Source organism: Myxococcales bacterium (assembly GCA_023898405.1).
GTDB lineage: Bacteria > Myxococcota > UBA727 > UBA727 > JABDBI01.
Window position 1 is genome coordinate 1,219,554 of sequence record CP060221.1, and the last position, 12,654, is coordinate 1,232,207.

At 40.5% G+C, this 12,654-nt stretch carries 12 protein-coding genes and 2 tRNA genes; 2 read left to right on the plus strand and 12 right to left on the minus strand.

The window, feature by feature from the left end; translation table 11 throughout:
- Window positions 1–81: 81 nt before the first annotated feature.
- The 7 genes from H6731_05480 to rpsP all read right to left on the minus strand — a co-directional run bounded on the left by H6731_05480 (window position 82) and on the right by rpsP (window position 7,149).
- On the minus strand, window positions 82–1,074 hold the full coding sequence (locus tag H6731_05480) for a hypothetical protein (GenBank protein USN51859.1): 993 nt from the start codon (window positions 1,072–1,074) through the stop codon (window positions 82–84).
- A gap of 127 nt (window positions 1,075–1,201) precedes the next feature.
- A complete protein-coding gene (locus H6731_05485; GenBank protein USN51860.1) occupies window positions 1,202–2,017 on the minus strand; it encodes a hypothetical protein in 816 nt (271 codons plus the stop codon).
- Between the two features lie 351 nt (window positions 2,018–2,368).
- A complete protein-coding gene (locus tag H6731_05490) occupies window positions 2,369–4,924 on the minus strand; it encodes a DUF3516 domain-containing protein (protein ID USN51861.1) in 2,556 nt (851 codons plus the stop codon).
- Between the two features lie 11 nt (window positions 4,925–4,935).
- Window positions 4,936–5,493: an RNA methyltransferase gene (locus tag H6731_05495; protein ID USN51862.1), complete on the minus strand. Its 558-nt coding sequence runs from the start codon at window positions 5,491–5,493 to the stop codon at window positions 4,936–4,938.
- On the minus strand, window positions 5,486–6,262 hold the full coding sequence (gene trmD, locus H6731_05500) for a tRNA (guanosine(37)-N1)-methyltransferase TrmD (GenBank protein ID USN51863.1): 777 nt from the start codon (window positions 6,260–6,262) through the stop codon (window positions 5,486–5,488). Before trmD ends, H6731_05495 begins: the two co-directional genes overlap by 8 nt.
- Window positions 6,263–6,264: 2 nt before the next feature.
- Window positions 6,265–6,774, minus strand: coding sequence for a 16S rRNA processing protein RimM (gene rimM, locus H6731_05505; protein USN51864.1), 510 nt, complete (start codon window positions 6,772–6,774; stop codon window positions 6,265–6,267).
- A gap of 123 nt (window positions 6,775–6,897) precedes the next feature.
- Window positions 6,898–7,149 (minus strand): 30S ribosomal protein S16, encoded by a 252-nt coding sequence (rpsP, locus tag H6731_05510; GenBank protein USN51865.1) that lies wholly within the window; start codon window positions 7,147–7,149, stop codon window positions 6,898–6,900.
- 100 nt (window positions 7,150–7,249) lie between these two features.
- On the opposite strand from rpsP, the gene H6731_05515 reads away from it, so the two are divergent.
- The gene (locus H6731_05515; protein USN51866.1) at window positions 7,250–8,158 is read left to right on the plus strand and encodes an alpha/beta fold hydrolase; all 909 of its coding nucleotides are present in this window, start codon (window positions 7,250–7,252) and stop codon (window positions 8,156–8,158) included.
- 95 nt (window positions 8,159–8,253) lie between these two features.
- Here the strand turns inward: H6731_05515 and H6731_05520 are convergent.
- The 5 genes from H6731_05520 to H6731_05540 form a co-directional block, all read right to left on the minus strand.
- Window positions 8,254–8,344, minus strand: a tRNA-Ser gene (locus H6731_05520).
- A 54-nt stretch (window positions 8,345–8,398) separates the two neighbouring features.
- Complete coding sequence (locus H6731_05525; protein ID USN51867.1) at window positions 8,399–8,968, minus strand: aminoacyl-tRNA hydrolase; 570 nt, start codon at window positions 8,966–8,968, stop codon at window positions 8,399–8,401.
- A gap of 62 nt (window positions 8,969–9,030) precedes the next feature.
- Window positions 9,031–9,630: a 50S ribosomal protein L25 gene (locus H6731_05530; GenBank protein USN51868.1), complete on the minus strand. Its 600-nt coding sequence runs from the start codon at window positions 9,628–9,630 to the stop codon at window positions 9,031–9,033.
- Between the two features lie 435 nt (window positions 9,631–10,065).
- Window positions 10,066–11,028 (minus strand): ribose-phosphate pyrophosphokinase, encoded by a 963-nt coding sequence (locus H6731_05535; GenBank protein USN51869.1) that lies wholly within the window; start codon window positions 11,026–11,028, stop codon window positions 10,066–10,068.
- A 30-nt stretch (window positions 11,029–11,058) separates the two neighbouring features.
- Window positions 11,059–11,134: transfer RNA gene (locus tag H6731_05540), tRNA-Gln, on the minus strand.
- A gap of 144 nt (window positions 11,135–11,278) precedes the next feature.
- On the opposite strand from H6731_05540, the gene H6731_05545 reads away from it, so the two are divergent.
- Window positions 11,279–12,613: an adenosylhomocysteinase gene (locus H6731_05545; GenBank protein USN51870.1), complete on the plus strand. Its 1,335-nt coding sequence runs from the start codon at window positions 11,279–11,281 to the stop codon at window positions 12,611–12,613.
- Window positions 12,614–12,654 lie beyond the last annotated feature (41 nt).

Below are 12,654 nucleotides of genomic sequence, written 5' to 3' on the forward strand. Positions count from 1 at the left end.
ATTCGATCTTAAAAAAAACGCCCAGTAGGGCGTATTTTATCAAACAGCGTCAAAATATTTTTTGCTCGCAAAAATTCTGCTTTATGTATCGATTTCCATCTCTATTTTTGTTTTTTCATTTTTTGTTTCTGCATTATCAGATTCTTTAATAGCTTCTTCAATAAAACCGCATGCTTTAAAGTGTTCCCCCATGCACTTAGCCAGCTGCTGTTCCTGTTCTTCAAATTTTCCTTGGGTTTTCTCATTTAATACATTAAATAAGGCATCTATATCTTCGATTTCACAGCTGGCATTTTGATTAATTAAAGTCATAAAACTATTATAATCACTCAGGCACTGAACAAATTCAGAACCACGAATTTCGGCACACCCTGACAAATTCTTTTTGATATTTTCCTTATTAGTTTTGATCACCTGTTCAATGAGCCCCTTGCTAAATTTCATGTAAGGATTTTCCATAAATTCTTGGCAGCTTGGAATTTGTTTTTCACCAGTCAAATTACCTTTATCAAATGCTTGACCATTGATTTTTGAGCCCATTTTTTCGCCGAAAAAATCTCCTTTATCGCCGAAATCTAAACCATTTTTCATGTCTTTAAATTTATTCATCGCCTTTTTAGCAGCGTTAAAAGCAATGCCCTGAAGTTTAAAGCCCGCCTCTACTGAATTCATAAAATCAAATTCATCCAGGGCTTTATCGATCAAACTCTGTGCCTCTTTGGCTACTTCAGGATCGATAACAGATGCTGTATCATTCACCTTAGCTTCACTAAGCTCAGCAGGAGGCAACTCGGCAGGCAGTTCATTAAAGGAGGACATATTTCCAGCTGAGACATTCTTCATTGTGTATCGAGCCAGACCGCCATGGACTGAAATATTCTGAGCCGTATCTTTAATTTCTTTTAGAGTCGCTTTTGAAAGTTGCGGATTATTTTGCATCAATAAGCTCAGGCTCTCTACTGTTGCCTGGTTTGAAGCAACCCTCGCATTTTCCGAGCTACTAGCTGTATCGCCACATGCACCCATGATCAAAAGCAAGCAGCTTGAAGCAAAAAAATATATTGTTGTTTTCATGATTCCCTCTTTTATTAATTAGTTAGAAAGCGAAAAAAGATCTTTTTTTAAAAAATCTTTGCGCGTACTTTATTGGCGAAGGAATCTAATAAAATCCGTCATTTGACCGATAAACTATAATTTTTAACTAGCTGGAATGATACAGATGCTGTCTCATCAAGGCTCCGCTATCAAAAAATAAATAACCTATCAAACTCAGCATTCTTGAAGGCAAACGGGTCGAATAAAGCCCAAGAGTTTCGGCACATCCTGTAATGCAAGCTCCAATAAATGGCGCCCGCGAGCTAAGACAACTAAAATAGGCAAACTTTTTTAAACTTTTATTTCTCTTGGTATCAAAAAAATTTTTATAAGCTCCTAGAACGTCGGTAACTCCACCCGCTATTAAAGCTATCAATGCAATAGGGATATTTTCATAATAAAAAGCCACCAGACCGCAAGTGTCAGACAATAAATTTATTGAGCCACGGGCAATAGCCAGTATGGCAAACTTTTTTTTGTTATTTTTTATAGCCTGCTTGGGAAATTGATGAGCGTTCTTTAGATCAACAATACCCTGATAAGCTTGGAAGATATTCCCTATCTCGCCGCTTGCTTTTCCTATGGTAGCTAAAATCAAACTTGCCAAAATATTCTGCGACTGTTCTGGGGCAAGCATCAAAGTGCTGATGCTCGCTGTGTAAAAAATATACTCAAATATCCTTCCCCACAAATAACAAGCTCCAACCTTTTTGCTGTATGAAATCTGCTCCTCATAAACTTCACTTTGAAACTCAGTCGCACACTCCATGATTTCTTTTATTTCATCACAACTTATTTCGACGATCCTAATTTCATTGTTACTATCTTCAAATTGAGCTATCTCAGATGCCTCACCATCTGCCGCAAAAATTTTGACGCCCATCAAAAATACAGCTGCCAAAAAAATCTTTTTTATGATCATGAATCACTCCATAAATTTTTTACAGCTGCCACAATTATTCTATGCATGCAATTTTTTTGTTAGCTGGCAAAAAAGTCGCTAACTATGCGTAGTGAGAATCAAAGGAGCTTTGTAAAAATAAAAGATATTCCTAAGCTTCATGAACTTTTTTTAGCGATAGTTATATGAAATTCATGATTCATTAAAAAAGGAGTAAGTCCATACTTTACTCTCAGCTTTTCAAGCACGGGAGCCTTTATCTTCAATACGAAATACTGCAATTTTTTTTAATATTGATTCACTCTTAAATGAATTAGAAATCATATTTCATAAGCTCCAGCAAACCACTTTTTTAATCAAGCATTCTATTTGCTATTCATCGACTTCCAATAATTTTAACAAAGGTGCGTTCTCTTCTCGTTGATGAGCAAGATCAATCTCAGCCCTCAAATACCAAGCATTATCTTCCCGATCATCAAGCAGGGTGTGAGTAATAGTATAAAAAGTATCGCTCACCTTTTTTATTTGGCTAAGCTTAGGATTTCTTGCCCGAGGATCAGCAATAATGCCTTCATAATCTTCATAAAAAGGCGCAAAGACTTCTTCGAATTTTTCTTTTGACCATTCATCAGGGTTAGCAATAGCCAAAAGCGCATCCTCATAATTTTTTTGAGCAAGCAGGCGCACCAGGTGAAAAAGTTCAGCTCGTATCTTGGCCAAGAATGCTTTAGGATTGATCCGCGGATCAAATGTCATCAAGCTTGCGCTCTCTCTCCTGGTCATATCTTCTTGTGGTTTTTCTTCGAATAAGCTGGTCCACTCATCTATCAAACTAGTATCGACACGCGCCAGTATGGTACGAATAAATGCGATAATATCCAAGACTTCATCATTTTTATAGCTATCAGGCACACTTTGCATCAAGGTCTTGTAGCTTTGTGAGAGATAGCGGAGCAAAAGTCCCTCGGCTCGAGCAAGACCGTATTCATTGACATACTCGTTGAAAGTTGCACCCTTGCCATACATATCGCGCACAATAGATTTGGGATGAATATTTTCTTCTTGCACCCAAGGATGTTTTTTCTCAAACTCATTGAAAGTTGTATAGATAAAATCAGCCAAAGGCTTATCGTAGGTGATTTTTTCCAAAGCTTCCATCCGGGCATCGTAATCGAGTCCTTCCGCTTTCATCCGCGCTATGGCATCATTTTTATTTCTTTCCACCTGCCGATTAAGAATGGCATTGGGATTTTCTTCTATCGCTTCCACCAAACTCAGAATATCAAGAGCGTATTCTTCGTGCTCACGATCAAGCACACTCAAGGCTTCGATCAGATAGAGCGACAGGGTGTGATGGAGAGAAAAATCTTGTTGCAATGATTCATTAGCGACAATGCGCGATCCTGTGTGAATATTTTTTACGATACTAAAAATATTTGCAGCGATCAGCGATTTAAAAAGCTGAGCACAACGTTTGCGCAAGCGCGATTTATTTTTATCAGTCTCATGGCAACGAGCAATAATTTCGATCAAATTTTTATAGCCAGGATTGCCGTTGTTCTCTAAACCGATCAGTGCGTTAATTATCATTCCATGGCTAATACGAAATTGAGATACCAGCGATTCAGGAGGATCGTTGATCAAGCGTTCAAATGTATGTTCATCATAATGAACATAATTTCTTGTCGGAGCAGATTTTTTAACAATTTTTTTCTTGCGGTTTTTATTATCGGCAGCAATTTTATTTTCAGACCGTTTATTTTCTATCACATGCTCTGGGGCTTGCGCGATAACCGATCCTGCGTCATCAAAGCCTTTACGCCCTGCTCTTCCGGCAATTTGTTTAAAATCTCGCACACTTAAAATGCTGGTCTTGGTGCCATCAAATTTACACAGCTTGGTGAATAAAACTGTACGGATAGGAACATTCACCCCAACTCCAAGGGTATCAGTGCCCATAATAATTTTAAGCAAACCACCTTGAGCTAATTTTTCGGTGAGCAGCCGATATTTTGGCAATAGACCTGCATGGTGAATTCCTACACCATGGCGAATAAAACGCCTTATATCTTTTCCAAAAGGCGTATCAAAGCGGAAACCATCCAAAGCTTTATCAATAGCCGCTTTTTCTTCTTTGGTGCAAATATTGACGCTCATGGCATTTTGTGCCTCTAGGGCACATTCGCGCTGAGTAAAATTAACAACATAGACAGGATATTTTCTCTCGCTGATGAGTTTGGCCAAAGTTTCGTGCAAAGGATTTTCACTGTATGAAAAATCAAGCGGTACCGGGCGCTCAACTCCTAAAATTTCTGCGATCTCTTTTCTGGTATTTTCGCCTAAAGATTTTTTTACCGACTCACAGTTGCCAATAGTAGCTGACATAAGCAAAAAAGTTGCTTGCGGCAAACACAGCAAAGGCAGCTGCCATGCGACACCTCTTTCGGGATCAGAATAATAATGAAACTCATCCATGATTACATAATCGACATGAGCATCTTTTCCTTCGCACAGACTCAAATTAGCTAATACTTCAGCAGTACAACAGATGATCGACGCATCACGATTGATGCTGGCATCGCCCGTAAGCATGCCAACATTTTCTGCCCCAAATTGTTCACACAGTGCAAAAAATTTTTCACTCACGAGCGCTTTGATGGGGCAGGTATAGTAAGAACGTTTTCCTTCTATATAACCTTTAAAATGAAGCGCAGTCGCAACCAAAGATTTCCCAGAACCAGTAGGCGTGGCCAATATGACATTTTTGCCGCTCATGAGCTCTAAGATGGCATCCTCTTGTGCCCGGTAGAGCTTAATACCCAAAGCCTCACTAGCCTCAAAAAAAGCAAAGCCAATCTCTTCGGGAGTTGAAATACCATTTACATAATTCAGGTAGTGGGGGATTTTCTTTGAATCCGAAGTATCCATCAGGCATCCTTTTATTGTGCCATCAATCGATCCAGTATAATGGCTGCTGCTGACCGTACCGACAAATGATTGTAATCATCCCGCCCGTAAATAGGCTCGAGCAAAAAATCTGCCTTTTCAAGTATTTCTGGTGCAAGACCATGGCCCGTACCAAAAATTAGCATTGTACTTTTATGATCAGCGATAAGTTTGCGACCTTTTTGATAGGAAATTGTCTTGTGCTCAAAAACCTTGGCACTGGTGGCAATGAGCAAAGGTTTTTCTCCACTAATATTTTTTTCATGCTCTATGCAGCTTTCAAGATCCGCTTGCACATTAACCAATTCAAAAGCGCGTGCGCGATCTTTGTTACGCTGTTTTCCTGCATCACAGGTCCAAAAATCTGCAATACTTTGCCCAAGTTCACGCTGGGCTGTTATCGGCGATACCAAATAGTACTGATTAAGCCCATAGGTACATGCTGAGCGCGCTATGTCATGCACATCCAGATTGGTAATGGCTGTGGTATAAATCTGGTCATTCCTATCGACTACAGGATGATGAAGCAAAGCAAGACTCAATCTATTCATATTTTTTTTGCCATGGATATTTTTGGTAAGAATCAGCAAACTTTAGAACTTTTTCTTCGTGCTCATCTAAAGGCTGTGCCGAAATCAAATCAGGACGGAGTTGAGTGGTTTTTATGAGTGATTCTTCTAAACGAGCTTTATCGATTTCTTGATGATTACCATTTTGAAACACCTGAGGAACCAAAAAACCATGATATTCTCGAGGACGTGTGTAATGGCTCGCTTCTAAGCGATGATTCATATGACTTTCCTGCTCGATCGAAGAGTAGTTTCCTAAGAATCCTGGTTGCATACGCACACATGCATCAAACACTGCCATTGCAGCAACATCACCATTTGAGAGCACAAAATCCCCCAGCGATATTGCCTCATCAACAAAGTGATGAATTCGTGCATCGATACCCTCGTAGCGCCCACAGACAAAAATTAATTCATGGTAAGAGGCAAGCCGCTTGGCATGATCTTGATTAAAGGGTGTGCCTGCAGGATCAAGCATGACAACACGCTTCTTGGCGCGAGAAATATCATGATGTCTCCCAAGAGCTTTTTTTATGAGCGGCTCAACAACATCGATGCGCATGAGTTCGCCTGGACCGCCGCCATACGGTGTATCATCGACTTTATGATGATTGCCCCTAACGCTATTAAGAATGCTTTCAATATGAATATCTATAAGAGAATTTTTTTGTGCTCGTCCTATAATCGAGCTTTCAGCCCACGCCCTTATTGGCTGTTCGAACATGGCAATAAACTGAGCTTTGAAAGTCATAGCTAATCCAAATCGAGCAAGCCCTCAGGAGGGTCTATGATAATGCGCTTATTCTTTTCATCGATTTCTTTTACGATGGCCGGCACCAAAGGGATGCTCAGAATACGTCCCTCAAGGCTCTCAACTTCCAACAAGTCCTGAGCACCATTGTGAGCAAAATCCTTCAAATGGCCTATGCATTTTCCGCATATCAGTATTACTTCAGCACCAAGCACGTCATTGAGGTAATATTCATCAGGCGCAACAACGGGCAAGTCAGAGTGATTAATATAGACCTCGCTCCCCTGCAATGCTTCAGCGGTTGTGCGATCACCAACGCCTTCAAAATATATACGATCACGAGTTTCAACATGCTCAATCACTAACTGCCTTACAGCCTGCTTTCCTTGTCTGATGCTGAGTTTTAACCCAGGCCTTAAACTTTCGCTTTGAGAATTAAGCAACTTGAGCTTAAGAGCTCCCTTAAGCCCTACGGCTTTGGCAATATAGGCTATTAGAACTAAATCATTCATAACTAATACACAAAAAACACCGCAAACCCTATAAATGGGCATTTGGTGTTTTTTTCAAAGCTCTTAGGTTTTTATTTATTTGTATGGTGACCCACCAAGAGAAAAAAATTCCCAACAAAAACCTTAGGCCTGAACAGCTAACTTTCTGAACTGTTTGATTAAAGATTTTACCGTGTCACTCGGCTGAGCTCCAACTTTGAGCCAGTGATCAACACGATCAATTTTAAGATTGAGGGCATCTTTTTGCGCACGGGGATCAAAAGTGCCGACTTGTTCAATGAAGCGACCGTCGCGTGACATTCTTTGATCAGCAGCAACTACCCGATAAAATGGGCGTTTTTTGGCCCCTCCACGTGCTAGTCGAATAACCACCATTATTTACTTCCTTGTTTCAATACCTAAAAATCAGTCGTACTATAGGATGTCATTAATTGTTGTTTGTCAATCCACCAAGAATCTTCGTTTGGAGGTGGAAATGAAGATAGCTAAAAGATTTTTCTTTACAATTGTACTTGGAATTACCTGTAGTTATATTGTTAGCTGCGCAATGGTTGGTTTAATGAAAACTGATAAAGATACTCGTTTTTTAAAAAATTCTTTGTGGATAGATGAGCCCACAGATCAAAATGTTCAAGCTGTGGTCATTTTACTCCACGGTCTCAACCTAAAACCGGCCAAAATGGACGACTGGGCTCACCTTTTACAAAATCACGGTGCTTTAGTGGTTCGCTTCGCCTTATTTGGACACAGTGGTGAAAAAGATCACATGAGTCAAGTGGACGAAAATATATGGCGCCAACAATTTCACAATGCAATGCTCGAGGCTCAATCTCAAGCTCAGCATCATAAGGTACCGATTTATTTTCTGGGCTTTTCCTTAGGAGCCTTGGTGGGACTTGAATGGCTTGCCCAGCAAGAAAAAGCTCCAAGCCCGTCCATTAGTAAAATGGTGCTCATCGCTCCAGCAATTGCAACACCTTGGTACTCCAAGGCAGCAGTGTCATTTATGTCATGGTTTGGACGCACCCTTACCATGCCAAGCCGCAGCCCCAAAGAATACCGAGCTAACCCCGGAACATCAGTAGCTGCCTATCAGGCCTTGTTTGCGCTCAAAAACTCTCTGGAAAAGACACAATTCAAAAACACTAATATCCCCACACTGTTGATGATTGATAAGCACGATGAGCTCGTTCCCAGCAAAAGTATCAAAAAAATTATTAACTCTAAACGATTGAGCAAATGGATCCTCGATACTGTGGACAACCATTTTGCCTACGATAATTATGGCTTTCGCCATTTGATGGTGGATGAAAACGCTGTAGGAAAAACCTTATGGGAAGAGCTTGAAAAAAAAGTCACCAACCACTTTGGCCTAACAAACTAATTTTTTAAAAAGCGATCTACAGTTGAGACTTTAGTTTGTTCTATTGGCATTAGCTAAATTTTTTAAAAAACCAACAAAACAAATATTTGAAAAACTGGCGGAGAGGGGGGGATTCGAACCCCCGATAGGGCGAAGCCCTATGCCGGATTTCAAGTCCGGTGCATTCAACCGCTCTGCCACCTCTCCAAGCGTTACTTAGCCTTGTGCCGAAAACAGCTGAATATGGCAAGAGTGTTGCCGCTATTTTTGCACATTTATCTGAGAAACTTGCTGCGCATTCTCAAAACCATTGCTAATCAGCGTCTCAATCGCCCCAATACTTTTTAGCAGCACTGGCTCCAGGATTTTTATTTCATCATCACTAAATGAGCCTAAGACATATTGGGCTTCGCCACCTTTAAATTCTGGTCTCCCAATACCTATACGAACACGTATGAACTGATCTCCAACAAGACGGCTAATGTCTTTCAAACCGTTGTGCCCATTATTGCCACCTCCTTTTTTAATACGCATAGTACCCAGGGGCAAATCCAACTCATCGTGAATAACGATAACCTTATCAAGCGCTATTTTATGAAATGACATGGCCTGCTGAACTGATAATCCTGATCTATTCATAAAAGTTTGAGGTTTTATTATGAGCGCCGAACTGCCATTTATTTCAATACGACCCGCTAGAGCACTAAACCCCTGCTTCATTGATACAGGCTGATATTTATCCAACAGAGCATCTACAACAAGAAAGCCTGCATTATGACGAGTCAACTCATACTTATCACCCGGATTACCCAAACCAACAATAAGCCACATAGATTCTCTCCATGAAAAAAGTGCCGATAAACGGCACCTTACAACCAATTAACCGATAAGTGCTATTTCTTAGCTGGAGTTGCTGCACCCTCCTCTTCCTTAGCAGCACCACGTGGCTTCTTGATAGTCAAAATAACCACTCTTGGTTGTTCTGCCAAACTTATGCCCTCAGGAAGTTTAATATCCTGACAGTGGGTCGATCCAAAAGAAAGCTTGGTAATATCTACGTCAATAAATTCTGGAATGGCATCAGGTAGAGCCATAATTTTCATTCTTTGCAACACGTGATCAAGCTTACCACCCAAAACTACTGATTCACTTTTCCCAGATAATTTTATGGGCACCGACACCACTACTGGTTTTTTAAGATCAACTTCGACAAAATCTACGTGAATAAGATCACGACGCAAAAGGTGAATCTGGCGTTCCTTAACCATAACAACGCGGTTTTTCTTTGAGTCATCAGCAATTTCAAGATTAATCACAACATTTCTACGCAAGGGCCCTGATAAAGCCTTGGTTGTTTCACGAGGATCAACGGTGATGGACAACGTTTCTTGCCCCTTAGCGTAAATCACTGCAGGTAACTCTTGATTCATTCTCAGACGTCTGGAAGGGCCCTTGCCCAACAACACGCGCTTTGTAGCCTTTAAATTATACATTTTTTGCTCCCTCGATAACGCTTTAGCCCAGTTTAAGCCTAAAGCCTCGCAAGATTATTGAGAGCCGACCATAAGTCCCGTAAAACAAGACGTCAAGTAGAGAATGAATGATGGGAAAATAAAAAATATTTTTAACCTCAATTAAAACACATGAAAATATATCATTAAAAATTAAACACTAAAAACTCATTACTTATATTATTTGCAGCAGAGCAAGTCTTTGTTGCTGACAGCTTGATACATGCTGACATTTTTGGGTTTTGAATATTTATTGCAAATACTTAAACAGGCTCGCCCGTTCCTGCGGAAAAAATATTAAAAAACACATAAATCAAAGCGCCAAAAATTCAATTCACACCCACTACTCTATGATTATGACGCTAAAATTCTACAATAAAGTTTTGTTTCATTAAGCCATAACAACTAAGCTACTTTTCAGATGAAAAGGGAGGAGACACTTGCACCAGTGTGAACCCTGCTTATCGCCTCACCCACCAATGATGCACATGAAAGCACACGAATTTTCGGACACTTAACAGCATCCTCACGCAATGGAATAGTGTTAGTGATCACCACTTCATCGATCACACTGCTGCTGATTCTTTCTACTGCAGGAGGAGAGAACACACCATGACTAGCGTAAGAACTAATATGCTTTGCGCCTTGAGCTCTTATCGCCTCTGCGGCCTTTACCAAAGTGCCAGCAGTGTCGATCATATCATCTATAATAACCGCTCGTTTACCTTTCACATCACCAATAATATTCATTACTTCGGCAATACCAGGTTTCGGACGTCTCTTATCGATAATCGCCAACGATGCCTGGAGCCGTTTCGCATAGGCACGAGCCCGTTCAACACCGCCAGCATCAGGAGATACCACAACCAAATTTTCATTATCCAAGCCAGACTGAACATAACGCTCTTTTATATCTTGAATAAAAATAGGTGATGCGTAGAGGTGATCAAATGGAACATTAAAAAAACCCTGAATTTGGGCTGCATGAAGATCTAAAGAAATCAAACGATTAGCACCAGCGGCTTCCAGTAAATCCGCCACTAATTTTGCTGTTATCGGCTCTCTCGGGGCAGCCTTACGATCTTGTCTGGCATAACCATAATAAGGAAGCACCACAGTGATAGCCGCAGCAGACGCTCTTTTCAGAGCATCGATCATCACCAGTAATTCCATCAAGTGCTCATTAGCGGGCGGACAAATAGATTGCACTATATAAACATGATAGCCGCGCACACTTTCTGAAATACTTATAGCAACTTCACCGTCGGCAAAACGCTTGATTACAGCACAGCCAAGAGGCATCTCAAGGTACTCAACAATACGACGAGCAAGTTCGATGTTTGAGTTGCCACAAAATATTTTTATTGGTGCATCTGACATGGGATTGTTGGTCCAGTGTTTTAAAAGCGTTGGTTGGGGCGGTAGGACTCGAACCTACGAATGTCGGTACCAAAAACCGATGAATTGCCAACTTTTCTACGCCCCATCAAAAGACACTGAGCCATTCTTTAAAGTAATCGAAGTTAATGTCAATACCGATCACCATAGCAACTATTAGGGAAATTTTTTGGCTCTTTTTTGGTTAGAATTGATACTAAGCAAAACCATACGCATTTTCAAAGGAACTACTATGCATCAAAAAAATCTTCCCTACAAAGTTGCTGATATTTCATTAGCTGACTTTGGGCGCAAAGAAATAACCATTGCCGAGTGTGAAATGCCTGGCCTTATGGCGCTAAGAAAAAAATATAGTGAGAAAAAACCACTTAAAGGCACCCGTATTGCAGGATGCCTGCATATGACAGTGCAAACCGCCGTACTGATTGAAACTTTGGTAGATCTTGGAGCTGAAGTAACTTGGACATCATGCAATATTTTTTCGACCCAAGATCACGCAGCAGCAGCAATGGCTCAAAGAGGAATTGCGGTTTTCGCCTGGAAAAATGAAAGTGAAGAAGAATATGAATGGTGTTTAGAACAGCAGCTTTTTGCATTTAAAGATGGGCTTGGTCCTAACTTAATTCTTGATGACGGTGGCGATTTAACAGGGTTGGTTCACCAAAAATATCCTCATTTATTCAGCCATGATCAGGGCATCGTAGGATTATCAGAAGAAACTACAACAGGTGTGCGAAGGCTCTATGAAATGAGTAAAAATGATCAACTCAAATGCCCTGCTATCAACGTTAATGATTCAGTCACTAAGTCTAAATTTGATAATCTCTACGGCTGTCGCGAGTCACTCATGGACGGTATCAAACGAGCCACAGATGTAATGATCGCCGGAAAAGTTGTCGTTATCGCAGGATATGGCGATGTTGGCAAAGGTTGCGCTCAATCTGCCCGTTCTTTAGGAGCTCGAGTTTTAATAACAGAAATTGATCCCATTATTGCTTTGCAAGCTGCTATGGAAGGATATCAAGTTGTAACTATGGAAGAGGCCGCACCGATAGGAGATATTTTTGTGACCGCAACTGGCTGCATGCAGGTAGTAAGAAAAGAGCACATGGTACAAATGAAAGATCAAACTATTTTGTGTAACATCGGGCATTTTGATTCTGAAATTGATGTTGCCTCACTAGAAAATGATCCCGAAATAAAATCAACTTCGATAAAACCACAAGTTGATCAATTTACTTTTTACAATGGAAAACGGCTGACCCTGCTTGCCCGTGGACGGCTGGTAAATTTAGGTTGCGCAACCGGTCACCCTTCTTTTGTTATGTCATCTTCATTTACCAACCAAGTGTTAGCACAAATCGCCCTATGGCAAGATGCTCAAAATAATCAAAAGAGTTTCAAAATAGGTCAGGTTTATACTTTGCCAAAAATTATCGATGAAGAAGTTGCTCGCTTGCATCTCGATCACCTCGGTGTCCATCTTACAAAACTTAGTTCAGAACAGGCACACTACCTTGGCGTTGACGTAAACGGTCCTTACAAACCAGATACTTATCGTTACTAAACAAAAAATTTTCTCTTTCAAATAAAAAACAGGGCTTATAA